Source organism: Pseudomonas sp. 2(2015) (assembly GCF_000955865.1).
In the GTDB taxonomy this organism is placed as follows: Bacteria; Pseudomonadota; Gammaproteobacteria; order Pseudomonadales; family Pseudomonadaceae; genus Aquipseudomonas.
This window is the reverse complement of sequence record NZ_JYOF01000001.1, coordinates 21,339-37,503: the sequence shown is the minus strand read 5'-3', so window position 1 is coordinate 37,503 and position 16,165 is coordinate 21,339. Positions and strand designations below refer to the sequence as shown.

14 protein-coding genes are annotated in these 16,165 nt (G+C 63.5%); 8 read left to right on the top strand and 6 right to left on the bottom strand.

The annotated features are described in order from the left end of the window. Window positions 1–11 precede the first annotated feature (11 nt). Both UB48_RS00150 and UB48_RS27900 read right to left on the bottom strand, forming a co-directional pair. Entirely contained in the window at window positions 12–1,376 is a 1,365-nt protein-coding gene (locus tag UB48_RS00150; protein WP_045193414.1) for a glutamine synthetase family protein, read from the bottom strand. A gap of 96 nt (window positions 1,377–1,472) precedes the next feature. After that, window positions 1,473–1,637 (bottom strand): hypothetical protein, encoded by a 165-nt coding sequence (locus UB48_RS27900; protein WP_177329126.1) that lies wholly within the window; start codon window positions 1,635–1,637, stop codon window positions 1,473–1,475. A 186-nt stretch (window positions 1,638–1,823) separates the two neighbouring features. Here UB48_RS27900 and hrpA point away from each other — a divergent pair, with 186 nt between their 5' ends. From hrpA to UB48_RS00120, 6 genes are all read left to right on the top strand, one after another. Beyond that, complete coding sequence (hrpA, locus tag UB48_RS00145) at window positions 1,824–5,729, top strand: ATP-dependent RNA helicase HrpA (RefSeq protein ID WP_045193413.1); 3,906 nt, start codon at window positions 1,824–1,826, stop codon at window positions 5,727–5,729. A gap of 205 nt (window positions 5,730–5,934) precedes the next feature. Next, a complete protein-coding gene (locus UB48_RS00140) occupies window positions 5,935–7,056 on the top strand; it encodes a beta-ketoacyl-ACP synthase III (RefSeq protein ID WP_045193412.1) in 1,122 nt (373 codons plus the stop codon). A 111-nt stretch (window positions 7,057–7,167) separates the two neighbouring features. Then, on the top strand, window positions 7,168–7,779 hold the full coding sequence (locus UB48_RS00135) for an RNA polymerase sigma factor (RefSeq protein WP_045193411.1): 612 nt from the start codon (window positions 7,168–7,170) through the stop codon (window positions 7,777–7,779). Next, window positions 7,773–8,003 carry an anti-sigma factor gene (locus UB48_RS00130; RefSeq protein WP_045193410.1) on the top strand — a complete coding sequence of 77 codons (231 nt, stop codon included), beginning with the start codon at window positions 7,773–7,775 and terminating at the stop codon, window positions 8,001–8,003. Before UB48_RS00135 ends, UB48_RS00130 begins: the two co-directional genes overlap by 7 nt. Before the next feature lie 198 nt (window positions 8,004–8,201). Further along, window positions 8,202–9,515, top strand: coding sequence for an OprO/OprP family phosphate-selective porin (locus UB48_RS00125; RefSeq protein WP_045193409.1), 1,314 nt, complete (start codon window positions 8,202–8,204; stop codon window positions 9,513–9,515). An 84-nt stretch (window positions 9,516–9,599) separates the two neighbouring features. Then, window positions 9,600–10,724 (top strand): GNAT family N-acetyltransferase, encoded by a 1,125-nt coding sequence (locus UB48_RS00120; protein WP_045193408.1) that lies wholly within the window; start codon window positions 9,600–9,602, stop codon window positions 10,722–10,724. An 81-nt stretch (window positions 10,725–10,805) separates the two neighbouring features. On the opposite strand, the gene UB48_RS00115 is transcribed toward UB48_RS00120, so the two are convergent. The 4 genes from UB48_RS00115 to UB48_RS00100 form a co-directional block, all read right to left on the bottom strand. Further along, a complete protein-coding gene (locus UB48_RS00115; RefSeq protein WP_045193407.1) occupies window positions 10,806–12,638 on the bottom strand; it encodes an ABC transporter ATP-binding protein in 1,833 nt (610 codons plus the stop codon). A 64-nt stretch (window positions 12,639–12,702) separates the two neighbouring features. Then, window positions 12,703–13,260: a peptidylprolyl isomerase gene (locus tag UB48_RS00110; protein ID WP_045193406.1), complete on the bottom strand. Its 558-nt coding sequence runs from the start codon at window positions 13,258–13,260 to the stop codon at window positions 12,703–12,705. Next, on the bottom strand, window positions 13,254–14,066 hold the full coding sequence (locus UB48_RS00105; RefSeq protein WP_045193405.1) for an alpha/beta fold hydrolase: 813 nt from the start codon (window positions 14,064–14,066) through the stop codon (window positions 13,254–13,256). The genes UB48_RS00110 and UB48_RS00105 overlap by 7 nt, the downstream gene beginning before the upstream one ends. Window positions 14,067–14,080: 14 nt before the next feature. Further along, entirely contained in the window at window positions 14,081–15,004 is a 924-nt protein-coding gene (locus UB48_RS00100; RefSeq protein WP_045193404.1) for a LysR family transcriptional regulator, read from the bottom strand. 49 nt (window positions 15,005–15,053) lie between these two features. Between UB48_RS00100 and UB48_RS00095 the strand changes: the two genes are divergently transcribed. Both UB48_RS00095 and UB48_RS00090 read left to right on the top strand, forming a co-directional pair. Further along, window positions 15,054–15,368, top strand: a complete 315-nt coding sequence (locus UB48_RS00095; RefSeq protein WP_045193403.1) for a hypothetical protein — start codon at window positions 15,054–15,056, stop codon at window positions 15,366–15,368. A gap of 109 nt (window positions 15,369–15,477) precedes the next feature. Beyond that, a complete protein-coding gene (locus UB48_RS00090) occupies window positions 15,478–16,077 on the top strand; it encodes an FMN-dependent NADH-azoreductase (protein ID WP_045193402.1) in 600 nt (199 codons plus the stop codon). Window positions 16,078–16,165 lie beyond the last annotated feature (88 nt).

The window sequence follows — 16,165 nt, the reverse complement described above, 5'->3', positions numbered from 1 at the left end:
AAAATAAAGGGTCAGGCCTGGCTCAGGTACCAGCGCCAGTCCTGTTCGCCGACTTCGGCCATGAACTGGCGGTACTCGGCGCGCTTGACCGCCAGGTACACGCCGAGGAACTCGGCGCCCAGGGCTTCGCGGGCCCAGCTTGAACGCTCAAGCGCAGTCAACGAGGTCAGCCAGTCGGTGGGTAGCAGTTCGCTGGCCTGGGCGTAGCCATTGCCCTCGACCGGCGCGCCCGGGTCCAGTTGCTGGCGGATGCCGTGATGCAGGCTGGCGAGAATCGCTGCTGCGGCCAGGTAAGGGTTGGCATCGGCGCCGCAGATGCGGTGCTCGATGTGCCGGCTGTTGGCCGGGCCGCCGGGCACGCGCAGGCTGACGGTACGGTTGTCGACGCCCCAGGTCGGCGCCAGCGGCGCATAGCTGTTGGCCTGGAAGCGGCGGTAGGAGTTGGCGTTGGGGCAGAACAGCAGCAGCGAATCGAGCAGCAGCGTGAGCATGCCGGCCACCGATTGGCGCAGCAGCGGTGTACCGGCCTTGTCTTCGCTGGCGTACAGGTTGTTGCCCTGGGCATCGGCCAGGCTCACGTGCATGTGCATGCCGGTGCCGGCCAGGTGATCGAACGGCTTGGCCATGAAGCAGGCCTGCATCCCGTGCTTGTGCGCCACGCCCTTGACCAGGCGCTTGTAGCGCACCGCCTGGTCCATGGCCAGCAGCGCATCGCCATGCTCGAGGGTGATTTCCACCTGGCCCGGGGCGTATTCGGAAATCGCCGTGCGCGCTGGAATGCCCTGGGCCTTGCAGGCCGCGTAGAGGTCGGCGAGAAACGGCTCGATCTGCTCCAGCTCACGCAGGCCGTAGACCTGAGTGCCACGCGGGCGCCCGCCGTCGCGGTCCAGGGCCGGTTGCGGGCGGCCGTGGCTGTCACGTTGCTGGTCGAGCAGATAGAACTCCAGCTCGCAGGCCATCACCGGGTAGTAACCGTCGGCCTTGAGCGCATCGATGACCTTGACCAGCAGGTGGCGCGGGTCGGCGACAGTCGCCGGCAGGCCTTCGCTGGGGTGCATGCTGACTTGCACCGCAGCGGTGGGAATCTGCCGCCACGGCAGGCGCACCAGGCTGTTTTCCAGCGGGTAGGCGCGGCAATCGATATCGCCGACATCCCAGACCAGGCCTGAGTTTTCCACATCGTCGCCGTTGAGGGTCAAACCGAGGATGGTGCTGGGCAATGGCCGTCCGCTTTCGTACACCGCCAGCAGCTCTTCGCGGTGCAGCAGCTTGCCGCGTGGTACGCCGTTGGCGTCGAGGATGAACAGCTCGATCATCTCGATATCGGGGTTTTCAGACAGGAACGTTCGGGCCTGCTCGATAGGGGCAAAGTGCATGGTGTGCTCGCTCGCGCCCTCAGGCGCACAGGACTGTCTAGCCGGTCAGGCGGCAGTCTTCGACAAGGAAGGTCGGCCAGAAGCTGGCCGCACGGTTCACTGCAGAGCGAGGCGGGCGTCCGGTGGGCGGGCATGGCGGCAGTGCCACAAAGCCCAGAAGGCGAGAATGATGTGCACCAGCGGATTTTCCCCAGAGCGCGCCCGCACCTTCGGGAACGAAGGGCGCAGCAGCAGGCGGGGCAAACCGGTAGACGAAGTCATGCCTGGATACTCCCATGCCGGGGAAGGTTCATTAAATCAGCCTTTGGGTAACTTCAGATAAGCCGCGGCTAAACAATCGTCCGCCCGCCCGCAACCGTGCCGAGCGTCGGCAAATCTGCGACAATCGCAGCCCTTGAAAAGCCGATCATGCAAAAGCAGGCTCACCTGCACGACTAAAAAGCCCCCATGACTGACCACGCGATTGATCAACTGCTGAAAAACCTCGACCACGCCATGATTGCCGAGCGCCACCGTCTGCGCCGGCAGTTGCACGAGCTGCGCAAGCGCCCGGATGAGGCCAGGCTTGCGCAATGGGTCGACAAGGTCCAGGCCTCCTGCGCCCAGGTCACCGCGCGCAAGGCCAGTGTCCCGAGCATCCGTTACGACGACAGCCTGCCGATTGCAGCCAAGCGTGAAGAAATCAAGAAGGTTCTGGCCGAGCATCAGGTGCTGATCATCGCCGGCGAAACCGGCTCGGGCAAAACCACCCAGCTGCCGAAGATCTGCCTGGAACTGGGCCGCGGCCAGCACGGCCTGATCGCCCATACCCAGCCTCGGCGGATTGCCGCGCGCAGCGTTGCCACCCGGGTCGCCGAAGAACTCGGTACGCCGCTGGGGGCGCTGGTCGGCTACCAGGTGCGCTTCGAAGACCAGAGCGACGCCAATACCCTGGTCAAGCTGATGACCGACGGTATCCTGCTGGCCGAAACCCAGCACGACCGCTTTCTCGAGCGCTACGACACCATCATTGTCGACGAAGCCCACGAGCGCAGCCTTAATATCGATTTTCTGCTCGGTTACCTCAAGACCCTGCTGCCGCGTCGCCCCGATCTCAAGGTCATCATCACCTCGGCGACCATCGACCTTGAGCGCTTCTCCAAGCATTTCAACGATGCGCCGATCATCGAGGTGTCGGGCCGCACCTACCCGGTGGAAACCTGGTACCGGCCGGTAACCCGCGAGCAGGACGAGGAGGGCAACCGCGTCGAGGACGACCTCACCGTCGACCAGGCGATCCTCGCCACCCTCGACGAGATTGCCGCCTTTGAGCGCAGCCAGGGCAAGGGCCCGGGCGATGTGCTGGTGTTCCTGCCCGGCGAGCGCGAGATTCGCGACGCTGCCGAGATGCTGCGCAAGGCGCAGTTGCGCCACACCGAAATCCTGCCGCTGTACGCGCGCCTGTCGCCGGCCGAGCAGCAGAAGATTTTCCAGTCCCATCCGGGGCGGCGCGTGGTGCTGGCCACCAACGTTGCCGAAACCTCGCTGACGGTGCCGGGCATCCGCTATGTGATCGATAGCGGCACCGCGCGCATCAGCCGCTACAGCTACCGGGCCAAAGTTCAGCGCCTGCCGATCGAAGCGGTGTCCCAGGCCAGCGCCAACCAGCGCAAGGGCCGCTGCGGGCGGGTCGAGCCGGGCATCTGCGTGCGCCTGTACAGCGAAGAAGACTTCAATGCGCGGCCGGCCTTTACCGACCCTGAAATCCTGCGTACCAACCTGGCGGCAGTCATCCTGCAGATGCTGCACCTGCGCCTGGGCGATATTGACGCCTTCCCGTTCATCGAGCCGCCGGACGGCAAGGCCATCAGCGACGGCTTCAACCTGTTGCAGGAGCTCTCGGCGGTCAACCGCGAGAACCAGCTCACGCCCCTGGGCCGCCAGTTGGCGCGCCTGCCGGTGGACCCGCGGCTGGGCCGCATGCTGCTCGAAGGCGCCAAGCAGGGCAGCCTCAATGAGCTGTTGATCGTCGCCAGTGCGCTGTCGGTGCAAGACCCGCGCGAGCGGCCGCCGGAGCGCCAGCAAGCGGCGGACCAGGCCCATGCGCAATGGAAAGACGCCGACTCCGACTTCGCCGCGCTGGTCAACCTGTGGCGTGGCTTTGAAGAGCAACGCCAGGCTCTGACCGCCAGCCCGCTGCGCAACTGGTGCCGGAAGAATTTCCTCAACTACCTGCGCCTGCGCGAATGGCGCGATGCTCACCGTCAGCTCAGCCTGATCTGCCGCGACCTGCAGTTGAGCATCAATAAAGAGCCTGCCGACTACCCGCGCCTGCACAAGGCGATCCTCTGCGGTCTGCTCAGCCAGATCGGCCAGAAGAGCGAAGACGGTGACTACCTCGGTGCCCGCCAACGGCGCTTCTGGGTGCACCCCTCGTCCGGCCTGGGCAAGAAGCGTCCGCAATGGTTGATGACCGCCGAGCTGGTGGAAACCACCAAGCTCTATGCGCGCATGGTGGCCAAGATCGATTCGGACTGGATCGAGCCGCTGGCCGGGCACCTGATCAAGAAAAACCACTTCGAACCGCACTGGGAGAAGAAGCGCGGCCAGGTGGTGGCCTTCGAGCAGGTCACCCTCTATGGCCTGATCGTGGTTGGCCGGCGCCCGGTGCATTACGGCCCGGTCGACCCGGTAATGTCCCGCGAGCTGTTTATCCGCGAGGCCCTGGTCGGCGGCGAGATCCAGTCCAAGGCCAGGTGCCTGACCGCCAACCGGCGCTTGCTTGAGCAACTCGACGAGCTGGAAGCCAAGGCCCGCCGGCGCGACATCCTCGCCGATGAAGAAACCCTGTACGGCTTCTATGAGGCGCGGCTGCCGGCCGAGATCCACCAGACCGCAACCTTCGACAGCTGGTACCGGGTCAATAGCCAGAAAGACCCGCAGTTGCTGATCATGCGCGAGGAAGACGTGCTGGCCCGCGAGGCCAGTGAAGTCACCGCCGCGCAGTACCCGGACACCCTGCGCCTGGGCGACCTGAGCCTGGCCCTGAGTTACCACTTCGAGCCAAACCATCCGCGCGACGGCGTCACCGTGCGGGTGCCGGCGCCGCTGCTGCCGAGCCTGCCGGGCGAACGCCTGGAGTGGCTGGTACCGGGCCTGCTGGAAGCCAAGTGCATTGCCCTGGTGCGCAACCTGCCCAAGGCCTTGCGCAAGAACTTCGTGCCGGTGCCGGACTTCGTCAAGGCCGCCCTGCAGCGCATGAGCTTCGCTGAAGGTTCGTTGCCCCAGGCGCTCGGCCGCGAGTTGCTGCGCATGACCGGTGCGCGGGTCAGCGACGAAGCCTGGGCCGAAGCTGCGGCCCAGGTCGACAGCCACCTGAAGATGAACCTGGAAGTGGTCGATGGCCAGGGCAAGTTCCTCGGTGAAGGCCGTGACCTGGCCGAGCTGACCGCGCGCTTTGCCGCGGCCAGCCAGGCCGCGCTGGCGGTCCCGCAAACCGCGCAAAGCCAGCAGCCGGTGCAGGCCAAGGCCTTCACCCAGGTGGCCGAGACTGCGCAACAAAAGTTTGCCGGGCTGTCGATGACGGTCTATCCGGCGCTGGTGGAAGAAAACGGCACGGTCAAGGAAGGGCGTTTCTCGACCCAGGCTGAAGCCGAGTTCCAGCACCGCCGAGCCTTGCAGCGCCTGCTGCTGCAACAACTGGCGGAGCCGGCCAAGTTTTTGCGCGGCAAGCTGCCGGGGCTGACCGAGCTGGGCTTGCTGTACCGCGAGCTGGGCCGGGTCGAGGCGCTGGTCGAAGACATTCTGCTGGCCAGCCTCGACAGCTGCATCCTCGAAGGCGAGGCCACGCTGCCACGCGACGGCGCCGGCCTGGCTTCGCTGGCCGAGCGCAAGCGCGGCAGCTGGGCCGAGCACGCCGAGCGTCTGGCTCGCCTGACCCTGGAAATCCTCAAGCTCTGGCATGGCCTGCAAAAGCGCTTCAAGGGCAAGATCGACCTGGCCCAGGCCGTGGCCCTCAACGACATCAAGCAGCAACTGGGCAACCTGGTCTACCCCGGCTTTGTCCGCGAAACCCCGGGGCTGTGGCTCAAGGAGCTGCCGCGCTACCTCAAGGCGATCGAGCTGCGTCTTGAGAAGCTTGGCGCCCAGGTGCAGAAGGACCGGGTCTGGAGCGGCGAGCTGGGCAACCTCTGGAGCCAGTACCAGACCCGCCTGGACAAGCACCTGCAGGAAGGCAAGCGCGACGAGCAGCTGCAGCTGTACCGCTGGTGGCTAGAGGAATACCGGGTGTCGTTGTTCGCCCAGCAGTTGGGCACCAAGGTCCCGGTTTCCGACAAACGACTGAGCAAGCAGTGGAGTCAGGTGGAAGCCTAAACCCCTGCAGTTGTGGCACACTTGACCGATATACGCCGCGCATCCCGGAATAACCTGCCGGGCCTGCGCGGCTCACGCATGCAGCACTGCGCAGTGGCCCGCAAGCTGGGGGCATTGCCAGTCAAAGTTGGTACTTTGGTGCCAACTCAAACCGACCGAACAGGCCGTTGCCGGGCTGGCAATGGCCCCGAACAGAGGAACGACCGTGCATAACGTCGTCATCAGCGGCACCGGCCTGTACACCCCGGCCAACAGCATTTCCAACGAAGAGCTGGTGGAGTCCTTCAATACCTACGTGCAGCAGTTCAACCGCGACAACGCCGCCGCCATCGAGCGCGGTGAAGTCCAGGCCCTGGCCGAGTCCAGCGCCGCCTTCATCGAAAAAGCCTCGGGTATCAAGAGCCGCTTCGTCATGGACAAGGACGGCATCCTCGATCCGCAGCGCATGAAGCCGCGCCTGCCCGAGCGCTCCAACGACGAACCGTCGATCCTCTGCCAGATGGCCGTGGCCGCCGCCGAGCAGGCCCTGCAACGCGCCGGGCGTACTGCCGCCGACGTCGATGCGGTGATCGTTGCCTGTTCCAACCTGCAGCGCCCGTACCCGGCGATTGCCATCGAAGTGCAGCAGGCGCTGGGCATCAACGGCTTTGGTTTCGACATGAACGTAGCCTGCTCGTCGGCCACCTTCGGCATTCAGACTGCCTGCAACAGCGTACAGTTGGGCCAGGCCCGCGCAGTGCTGGTGATCAGCCCGGAAATCTGCACCGGCCACCTGAACTTCCGTGACCGCGACAGCCATTTCATCTTTGGTGATGCCGCCACCGCCGTGCTGGTAGAGCGCGCCGACCTGGCCACCTCCAGGCACCAGTTCGACATCGTCAGCACCAAACTGCTGACCCAGTTCTCGAACAATATCCGCAACAACTTCGGCTTCCTCAACCGCGCAGCCGAAGAGGGCATTGGCGCCCCCGACAAGCTGTTCGTCCAGGAAGGCCGCAAGGTGTTCCGCGAGGTCTGCCCGATGGTCGCCGAGCTGATCGGCCAGCACCTGGCCGAGAACAACCTCAATGTCAGCGACGTCAAGCGCTTCTGGCTGCACCAGGCCAACCTGAGCATGAACCACCTGATCGTGAAGAAACTGCTTGGTCGTGACGCCCTCGAAGAAGAGGCTCCGGTGATTCTCGACAGCTACGCCAACACCAGCTCGGCAGGCTCGGTAATCGCCCTGCACAAGCATCAGGACGACCTGCCACAGGGCGCCCTGGGCGTGCTCAGCTCGTTCGGGGCCGGCTATTCGATCGGTAGCGTGATCCTGCGCAAGCGTTGAGCTGCAACTACCGGTGAAGTGTCCCACGTTGTTGCGACACTTCACTGATAGCGTTGGCTGTAACAAATCCGCCTAATCGGACTCTACTCGCAGAACGATGGATGGATGGCGATGACTGCTGAACAACAAACCCGCTTGCTGGAGCGGCTGCTCAAGGGTGAGCAACAGGCGTTCAAGGAACTGGTCGACAGCTATCAGGGCGCCATGCGCGCAGTGGCCTATGCGATTGTCGGCAGCCGGCATGCCGACGAAGCGGTACAGGACGCCTGGCTGGCGGTGGTGCGCAACCTCAAGGGGTTCGAGCAGCGCTCGAGCCTGAAAACCTGGTTGCTGACCATTACCGCCAACGCGGCCAAGACCCGCTACAAGCAAAATCGTCGCGAAGTGCTTCTCGATGACCTGCCAGGCCCGCATGGCACCATTGGCGATGAGCGCTTTGCTACCGACGGCCACTGGCTGCAAGGGCCTTCGGCCTGGCATGAGGACACCCCGGAAGCCCTGCTCAGCCGCGAGCAGATGCGTGAATGCCTTGAGCACACCTTGCTCAGCCTGTCGGAACTGCAATGCAGTGTGCTGGTGCTACGCGAGCGCCAGGGCCTGGAGCTGGAGCAGATCTGTAATCTTCTCGAGATTTCCCTCTCCAATGTCCGCGTGTTGCTGCACCGCGCGCGCCTGAAGGTCTTTGCCACCCTGGAACATTTCGAGGAAACCGGTCAATGCTGAGCTGCAAGGAACTCGTCGCCCGCTCCAGCGACTATCTCGACGGACAACTGACCCTGGGCGAGCGCCTGATGGTCCGTCAGCACTTGTTGTTCTGTCGCCATTGCCGGCGCTTTCTCAAGCAGATGCGCGTGGCCCAGGCCACGGTACGGGCCTTGCCGGAGCAGTCGGCGGGTGACAGCGAGGCATTGGCTGAGCGTCTGGCGCGCGAGCTGAAAAACTCCTGAATCCGGCTCGGGAAGCTCTGCAACGGAGCTTTCCGGCTTATTTCATTTCGAAGTAAAAAAGTTCCCCTGTCACAAAACATTTATCTAAAAGCCACTGATCTGACATACACCCCCGCCAAGATTCCTCCCCAGCACAAGTGGCCTGAGCCGCGTGTTTTTCCAACATTATCAAGACCATAAAGTAGGGGAGCTTCTTCGATGATCCGTAAGCACTTCGCAGGTTTCGTAGCCAGCGCCTTGGCCATGGCCGTTACCGCCCAGGCTTTCGCGGGTACCGTGACCACCGACGGCGCCGATATCGTAGTCAAGACCAAGGGTGGCCTCGAGGTCGCTACCACCGACAAGGAATTCAGCTTCAAGCTGGGCGGTCGGATCCAGGCTGACTACAGCCGTTTCGACGGTTTCTACACCAACAACGGCAATACCGCCGACGCCGGTTACTTCCGCCGCGCCTACCTGGAACTGGGCGGCGTGATGTACAAGGACTGGGCCTACCAGATCGCCTACGACTTCTCGCACAACTCCGGCGGTGACAACCGTTCCGAAGACGGCTACTTCGATGAAGCGTCCCTGGCCTACAACGGCTTCAGCCCGGTATCGATCAAGGTCGGTCGTTTCGACCCCGAGTTCGGCCTGGAAAAAGCCACCAGCTCCAAGTGGGTGACCGCGCAGGAACGTACTGCCGCCTATGACCTGGTCGACTGGACCAACGCCCACAACGGCGGCCTGGGTATCCAGGCTTCGGGTACCGTCGGTGACTCGCTGTACGGCTCGGTCGGTGCCTTCGCCAAGGACGCCACCAACCAGGACAAGGACGGCGACAGCACCAAGCAGTTCAACCTGCGCGGCGTCTTCGCGCCGATGCACGAAGCCGGCAATGTCCTGCACTTCGGTATCAACTACGCCCAGCGTGACCTCTCCGACACCGCCTTCGATGGTCGTATCCGCAGCCGCCTGGGCATGCGCGGCGTCAGCACCGACGGTGGCCAGGATGCCGGCAGCAACGGCAACCGCCTGACCCTGGGCGGCGCCAACAACACCCCGGCCGGTGCCTACGACACCGACAAGGCCTGGGGCCTGGAAGCGGCATGGGCCATGGGCCCGTTTTCGGTACAGGGCGAATACGTCAAGCGTGACGTCCAGGCCGACAGCGCCTCGTTCTCCGACATCAAGGCAGACGGCTACTACGGCCAGCTGGCCTACACCATCACCGGTGAAGCCCGTGGCTACAAGCTCGGCAAGTTCGACAGCATCAAGCCTTCGAACAAGCAGATCGGTGCCTGGGAAGTGTTCTACCGCTATGACCACCTGAGCGTCGATGACGACAACGGCGCCTTTGCCAACATCGATGATGTCGAAGGCAAGGTCCACAACGTCGGCCTGAACTGGTATGCCAACGAGTCGATCAAACTCAGCGGCGTGTACGTCAAGGCCAAGGTCGACAACGCCCAGAACGCTGCCGGCGACGACAGCGGCGACGGTTTCGTAATGCGCGCGCAGTACGTGTTCTAAGCAACACCGCTCCTCATCCGTTAGATCTTCAGCCCCGCTTGCGCGGGGCTTTTTTTCGTCTGCGCGACGAGGCAGACTGCGCCAATGCCCAAGCTCATCCTGCAACACCTAGCCGAACTCACGCCTGCCACCTGGGACGCTCTGGTGCCGGGGGACCAGCCGTTCCTGCGCCATGCATTCCTGTGCAGCCTGGAGGACAGCGGCAGTGTCAGCCGCCACACCGGCTGGAGCCCCGCGCACCAGTTGCTGACCGACGGCGCCGGGCAACTGCGAGCGGCCTTGCCGGCCTACGTGAAAACCCATTCATTCGGCGAGTACGTGTTCGACCACGGCTGGGCCGATGCCTGTGAGCGGGCGGGTATTGCCTACTATCCCAAGCTGCTGTGTGCCGTGCCGTTCTCGCCGGTGACCGGCCCACGGCTGCTGGGCGACCCGCAGGCGGCGGCCGAGTTGGTGGATCAACTGACCGATGAACTGTTCGAGCAGGGGATGTCCGGCGCCCATATCAACTTCACCGATGCGCAGGCGGATGCGCTGATGCGCGAGCGTGACGGCTGGATGGAGCGCCTGGGATGCCAGTTTCACTGGCGCAACCAGGGCTACCGCGACTTCCAGGATTTTCTCGATACCTTGAGTTCACGCAAGCGCAAGCAAATGCGCAAGGAGCGCGAGCAGGTGGCGGGGCAGGGTATCGAGTTTCGCTGGTTTCGCGGCGAAGCGCTGAGTGAGGCGCAGTGGGATTTCGTCTTCGCCTGTTATGCCAATACCTATGCCGTACGCTGCCGTGCGCCGTATCTGACCCGGGAATTCTTCAGCCTGCTGGCCGAGCGCATGCCTGAGTCAATACGCGTGGTGATGGCGCGCCAGGGTGGGCGTGATGTGGCCATGGCCTTCAGCCTGGTCGGTGGCGACAGCCTGTATGGCCGTTATTGGGGCTGCCTGGACGAGTTCGACCGGCTGCACTTCGAGACCTGTTTCTACCAGGGCATGGATTGGGCGATTGCCGAGGGTTTGCAGCGCTTTGATGCCGGTGCGCAGGGCGAGCACAAGTTGATTCGCGGCTTTGAGCCGGTGATCACCCGCTCCTGGCACTATCTGCTGCACCCGGGCTTGCGCCGGGCAGTGGAGGAGTTCCTTGAGCAGGAGCGGGCAGGGGTGTTGGCTTATGCCCAGGAAGCGCGTTTGGCGTTGCCTTATCGGCAAAGTTGAGGGGCTCATCGCGGGTCAAGCCCGCTCCCACACTGGTCCTGTGTGGGAGCTGGCTTGCCAGCGATGAAGACACCACGGTGTTCAGTCGATCCCGACAAACCCCCCCGTCTGGTGGTGCCACAACCGCGCATACAGGCCCTGATGCGCCAGCAACTCCGAGTGGCTGCCCATCTCGGCAATCCGGCCTTTTTCCAGCACCACCAGGCGGTCCATGCGGGCAATGGTCGACAGTCGGTGGGCAATGGCAATCACGGTCTTGCCTTGCATCAGGGTTTCCAGGCTTTCCTGGATTGCCGCTTCGACTTCCGAGTCCAGCGCTGAGGTGGCTTCGTCCGTGATCAGGATCGGCGCATTCTTGAGCAGCACCCGGGCTATGGCGATGCGCTGGCGCTGGCCGCCGGAAAGCTTGACCCCGCGCTCACCGACATGGGCATCGAAGCCGGTCCGGCCCTGAGCGTCGGACAGCTGCGGGATGAACTCGTCAGCCCGCGCCCGGCGCACCGCTTCCCATAGCTCATCTTCAGTGGCATCGGGCCGGCCATAGAGCAGGTTTTCGCGGATCGAGCGGTGCAGCAGTGAGGTGTCCTGGGTGATCATGCCGATTTGTGCGCGCAGGCTGGCCTGGGTCACCTGGGCGATGTCCTGGCCATCGATGAGGATGCGCCCGCTTTCCAGGTCGTAAAGGCGCAGCAGCAGGTTGACCAGGGTCGACTTGCCGGCGCCGGACGGGCCGATCAGGCCGATCTTCTCGCCGGGGCGGATGTCCAGGTTGAGGCCATCGATGATGCGGCTGCCCTTGCCATAGTGAAAGCTGACGTTGTCGAACTTGACCCCGCCGCGTTCGACCTTGAGCTTGGGCGCGCTAGGCGAGTCGTTGACGCTGACCGGCTGGGCGATGGTCTGCAGGCCGTCCTGGACCATGCCGATGTTCTCGAAGATGCCGTTGACCACCCACATGATCCAGCCCGACATGTTGACGATGCGGATCACCAGGCCGGTGGCCAGGGCGATGGCGCCGACGGTGATCAGCGACTGGGTCCACAGCCACAGGGCCAGGCCCGTGGTGCTGACGATCAGCAGGCCGTTGAGGCTGGTGATGACCACGTCCATGCTGGTGACCACGCGGGCGGCCAGCTGGGTTTTTTCGGTTTGTTCGCTGATCGCTTCGCGGGCGTACTGCTGCTCGAAGTCGGTATGGGCGAAGAGTTTCAGGGTGGCGATGTTGGTGTAGCCATCGACGATGCGGCCCATGAGCTTGGAGCGGGCATCGGAGGAGATCACCGCACGGGCCTTGACCCGTGGCACGAAGTAGTAGAGCGCGCCGATGTAGCAGGCGATCCAGGTGATCAGCGGCAACATCAGCCGCCAGTCGGCCTCGGCAAACAGCACCAGCGAGCTGATCGCGTAGATCAGCACGTGCCACAGCGCGTCCACCGCCTGCACCGCCGAGTCGCGCAACGAGTTGCCGGTCTGCATGATGCGCTGGGCGATGCGCCCGGCAAAATCGCTCTGGAAGAAGTTCAGGCTCTGCTTGAGCACGTAGGTGTGGTTTTGCCAGCGGATCATGCTGGTCATGCCCGGGCTGATGGTCTGGTGCACCAGCAGGTCGTGCAGGCCGACGAACACCGGGCGCAGCAACAGCGCCACCACCAGCATCCAGATCAGCTCGCCGCCGTGCTCGCTGAAAAAGTTGACGTTCGGCGTGCCCTGGGCCAGGTCGATGATCCGGCTCAGGTAGCTGAACAGCGCCACTTCGATCAGCGCACCGATCAGGCCGACCACCAACAGGGCGGCAAAGCTCGGCCAGACCTGGCGCAGGTAGTACACGTAGAACGGCCACACCGTGGTCGGTGGCGCCGCAGTGGGCGCCTCACGGAAAATGTCGATCAGTTTTTCGAAGCGGCGAAACAGCATGAAAACGGTAACTCCTGTTCAGTTCGACCCGCGGGCCTGGTTCACGTCCCTGTGAAGCCCAAGGTCAGTCGATGCGTTTGGCCGACTTGATGAACACCGGGTCGACCGGCACATCGCGCATGCCTTTTTTCACTGTGGTGGGCGAGTTGACGATCTGGTCGACCACTTCCATGCCTTTGACGACCTTGCCGAACACCGCGTAACCGCGGTCGCGGCCCGGGTCGAGGAAGGCATTGTCGGCGACGTTGATGAAGAACTGGCTGGTGGCCGAGTTCGGGTCGGAGGTGCGCGCCATCGACAGCGTGCCACGGACGTTCTGCAGGCCATTGCTGGCTTCGTTGCGGATCGGGTCCTTGGTGGGCTTTTGCACCATCTGCTCGGTGAAGCCACCGCCCTGGACCATGAAGCCCGGGATCACCCGGTGGAACACGGTGTTGTTGTAGAAGCCGCTGTCCACGTACTGTAGGAAGTTCTTGGTGCTGATCGGCGCCTTTTCCGCGTTCAGTTCCACTTCGACCTGGCCGAAGCTGGTGTCGAGTAATACGTGGGGCGTCTTGTCGGAAGCCATCAGGCTGGTGGCGAAAACGACCGAGCAGGTGGCGAGCAGGAGTTTTTTCAGCATGGGCTCAATGATCCTTGAGAGGTAGTGGACGCCGCCAGGAACTGCAGCAGCGTCTGATTGAAGACGTGAGGTTGATCCAGGGGTGTAGCGTGCCGGGAATCTTCGATAACCGCCAGCCGTGCCTGTGGAATCAGCGCAACGTAGCGCTCTTTAAGTTGTACCGGGGTGTAATCCTGGTCGGCGCTGATGACCAGGGTAGGACAGTGAATCTGCCCCAGGCGTTGCGCCACGCCCCAGCCGACTATGGCGTCGAAACTGGCCAGGTAGGCGCGTTTGTCGTTCTTTGCCCAGCGCTCGGCCATCTTGCGGCGTAAATCGGCCTGCTGCGGCTTGGGGAACAACCGCTCGGCCAGGCCTTTGCCGATGGTTTCAAGGCTCAGCACGCGGGCCAGGGCCCAGCGCTTGGCCCACCAGATCCAGTCGCTGCGGCTGCGGCGCTTGACCTCCGGGGCGCTGTTGACGATGCACAGGCTGCGCAGCCACTGGGGATGATCGACGGCAAACTGAAAACCGACCATGCCGCCCATGGACAGCCCGACCAGGTGCACGGGGCCGGTCTGCAACCGCTCGAGCAGGGCCAGCAGGTCGGCGCTGAAGCTGGCGATGCTGTAGCGCTCGCGTGGCTTGTCGGAGCGGCCATGGCCACGGATGTCCATGAGGATCACGCGGTAGTGGCGAGCCAGCTCCGGCACCTGCATTTCCCAGTCCTGGCAACTGGAGCCCAGGCCATGCAACAGCACCAGCGGCTCGCCCTGACCGTATTCCTCGTAGTGTAGCGAGCAACCTTCATGTTCGAAGTAGGCCATCGGCGTGATTCCTGTCAGGCTTGGGCGGGCGCGGCGAAGGGCACATCCAGCGGTGCGGTGTCGAAATTGCGCAGCAACTCGACGAGGATCTGCGTTGCCGGGCCCAGGGGTTTGTCCTTGTTCGAGTAAAGGTAGAACAGTGGGTGGCGACTGCCACCCTGATCCAGCGGTAATGGCTTGAGCAGGCCTTCACGTAGCTCGCGTTCGATCAGGTGCCGCGGCAGCCAGGCAAAGCCCAGGCCGCTGCTGACGAAAGTGGCGGCGGTGGCCAGGCTGCCGACTGTCCAGCGCTGTTCGGCGCCCAGCCAGCCGACATCGCGTGGCTGGGCGCGGCCTGAATCGCGAATCACCACCTGCAGCTGGCTTTCCAGGTCCTGGAAGCTCAGTTCCCGGTTCAAGCGGTGCAGGCTGTGTTCGGGGTGGGCTACGGCGACGAATTCGACCGAACTCAGTTCGGTGCCCAGGTAGCCGGAAATGTTGAAGCCGCTGATGGCAAGGTCCGCAATGCCTTCATGCAGCACCTCTTCAACCCCGGACAGCACCTCTTCGCGCAGGCGCACCCGGCAGCCACGGCTTTGCGGCATGAACGCGCTCAAGGCGCGGACCAGGCGGGCATTGGGGTAGGCGGCATCGACCACCAGGCGCACTTCGGCTTCCCAGCCCTGTTCCATGTGATGGGCCAGGTCTTCAAGCTGGCTGGCCTGCTTGACCAGTTGCCGCGAGCGGCGCAGCAGCACGTTGCCGGCCTCGGTCAGCACCGCCTTGCGCCCGTCGATACGCAGCAGCGGTACGCCGAGCTGGTCCTGCATGCGCGCCACGGTATAGCTCACCGAGGATTGCGAACGGTGCAGGGCCTCGGCGGCCTGGGCAAAACCGCCGTGATCGACCACCGCCTGCAGGGTCCGCCACTGATCCAGGGTTACGCGCGGCGCTTTCATCTTCGGCTCCTGTTGTCCTAAGCTGGCGCTCTTTCATGGAGAGCGTCGTATGAAGAAATGTTGTGCTGTATTGCTGGCCCTGCTTCCGCTCACGGCCCTGGCCTATCCCATCGACGTGAAAAAAGACATCGACGGCGTCAAGGTCGACTACACCACCTACGACACCGACCGTGACATCGGTTCGATCAGCGTCAACAACTATGGCGACGTCGATGCCCAGTGCAAGGTGACTTTCCGCAATGGCCCGGAAGCGCCACGGGTACGCCGGGTGAATGTGCCGGCGAAAAAAAGCGTCGACGCCACTGCCAAGTTCAACCGGGAAATCATCAAGCTGCGCATCACCTTGGACTGCAAGCCGAAATAAAACAATTTAACTGATAGGTTGGACCCAGTTTTTACGCTTTTTTATCGATAGGTCAATCATTAATCTTGCCTCCATCGACTTACCGAACTCGCCGATGGAGGCAAGCCCCATGTCCCGTGTACTCGTCATCGAAAGCAGCGCCCGCCAGCAGGACTCGATCTCCCGGCAACTGACCCGCGACTTCGTCAGCCAGTGGCAAGCCGCCCACCCAGCCGACCAGGTGACCCTGCGCGACCTGGCCGTCAACCCGGTGCCGCACCTGGATGGCAACCTGCTCGGCGGCTGGATGAAGCCCGAAACCCAGCGCAATGCCGAAGAGCTAGAGGCCCTGGCACGCTCCAACGAGCTCACCGATGAAGTGCTGGCCGCCGATGTGCTGGTGCTGGCCGCGCCGATGTACAACTTCACCATCCCCAGCACCCTCAAGGCCTGGCTGGACCACGTACTGCGCGCCGGCATCACCTTCAAGTACACCGAAACCGGGCCCCAGGGCCTGCTGACCGGCAAGCGCGCCTACATCCTTACCGCTCGCGGCGGCATCCATGCCGGCGCCAGCAGCGATCACCAGGAACCTTACCTGCGCCAGGTCATGGCCTTCATCGGTATCCATGACGTGACCTTCATCCACGCCGAAGGCCTGAACATGGGCGGTGATTTCCACGAGAAGGGCCTGAACCAGGCCAAGGCGCAGCTTGCCGCCGTGGCCTAAGCCGGCAATGAAATTTCCCGCCTGACACCTGTTGCTCCTTTGGGTGTACCTGCCCGGTCTGCCTTGCGCGTGACCGGGCTTTTTTATG